Origin of the sequence: Microcoleus sp. POL10_C6, from assembly GCF_036701585.1 — a bacterium.
Taxonomy (GTDB): Bacteria; Cyanobacteriota; Cyanobacteriia; order Cyanobacteriales; family Microcoleaceae; genus Microcoleus.
In genome coordinates this window covers 1-1,451 of record NZ_JAUBRB010000144.1, presented here as the reverse complement: position 1 = coordinate 1,451, position 1,451 = coordinate 1, and the positions used below count along the sequence as shown (strand labels likewise).

The 1,451-nt window shown below is 37.2% G+C and carries 1 protein-coding gene; it reads left to right on the top strand.

Annotated elements, in window-relative coordinates:
- Positions 1-152 precede the first annotated feature (152 nt).
- Positions 153-1,433: a transposase gene (locus tag QUA34_RS30025; protein ID WP_333332865.1), complete on the top strand. Its 1,281-nt coding sequence runs from the start codon at positions 153-155 to the stop codon at positions 1,431-1,433.
- Positions 1,434-1,451 lie beyond the last annotated feature (18 nt).

Sequence of the window (1,451 nt, the reverse complement as noted above, 5' to 3'; positions counted from 1 at the left end):
ATCAATACTCCGGACAGTTTTTAAAGAGGAATGCGATCGCAATAAAATAGAGAAGTGAAAAAAGTGAGTGCAATCTCAACCCAAAATAAACAGAAAAAAAGGCACTCTTTTAGGTTAAGCTATAAAAACACACAAGCTCAACAGATTGCCTTATGAAGATTATTGAATCCATTTTACAACAAATGCCGGGGATTAGTCAACCTCAAAAGAAGTTTTTAATCACTTTATTTTCAACTATTTTGCTGGCCTATGGCAAGGTCAACTTCACGAATCTCAGTCGTTATAGCTGTTTGAGTGAAAAAACCTACCGTCGTCACTTTCTCAAAAGCTTTAATTTTCCACAATTTAATCAATATTTCCTCGAATCTGCCTTAAATCCTGAACACACAGTCATTGCCGTTATCGATTGTTCTTTTTTAATAAAAAGTGGCAAAAAAACTGACGGCAAGGCTTATTTTTATAATGGTGTAGCGGGGAAATCGTCACAGGGGTTGGAAATTTCTGTAATTTCTATTGTCGAAATTGAGAGTCGTTTATCTTATAGCTTAAGCGTACAACAAACTCCATCACGCCCTCAAATAAAGCCCGTGAAAAAAATGCCCAAAAACCCGAAGAATAACAGCTCAAAAAAATCTCGCAAAAACCCGGACTCTCAAAGCTCAAAGCCTGACATCACAAGAGTTGATGACTATGCACAACATTTGAAGAATACTCGTTATTTTTTCCCCACTTCTGTACGTTATTTGGTGGCTGATGGCTATTACTATCGCTCTAAATTCTGGGATGCTGTGCGGGACTTAAATTTAGACTTTATTGGCAAGTTAAGAAGTGATGCTAACCTACGCTATCTCTATACAGGTGAACAAAAGAAGCTGGGAGCTCCACGTAAATATGATGGTAAGGTTGACTGCCATGATTTGAGTCGTCTTAATTTTGTTAAAGACCTAAAACCCGGAGTTTCATTATATACATTGATTGTGTGGAGTTGTTGTTTAAATTGCCCAATTTGTTTGGTTTGTATCTCTGAGGTTCAAGCCAACGGCAAAATCAAAAATGCTTTATTGTTTAGCACTGATATTCACCTACCACCTGAGCAAATTCTTGAATATTATCAGGCTCGTTTCCAGATTGAATTTATCTTTCGTGATGCCAAGCAATTTACGGGATTGTCAGATTGTCAAGCTCGTCATTTACCACGGCTTGATTTTCATTTTAATGCCAGTCTAATTGCCTTAAACTTAGCTAAACATGAACTCTCTAGTTGTCATTCATCGGCCAAATCCTTTGTGTTTTCTCTGGCCTCTTATAAACGTCTGGAATTCAATAAGCATCTACTTTCTACCTTTATTGATAAGTTAGATTTAGACCCGGATTTGATTTTAAATCACCCTAACCTTCCTTCAGTCTTGTCTTATGGTACTCTGGCTGCTTAAAAACTGTCCGGAGTATTG

Excerpts from the sequence above, each read along its gene's own strand:
- QUA34_RS30025 (WP_333332865.1), top strand. The coding sequence starts at position 153 with ATGAAGATTATTGAATCCATTTTACAACAAATGCCGGGGATTAGTCAA.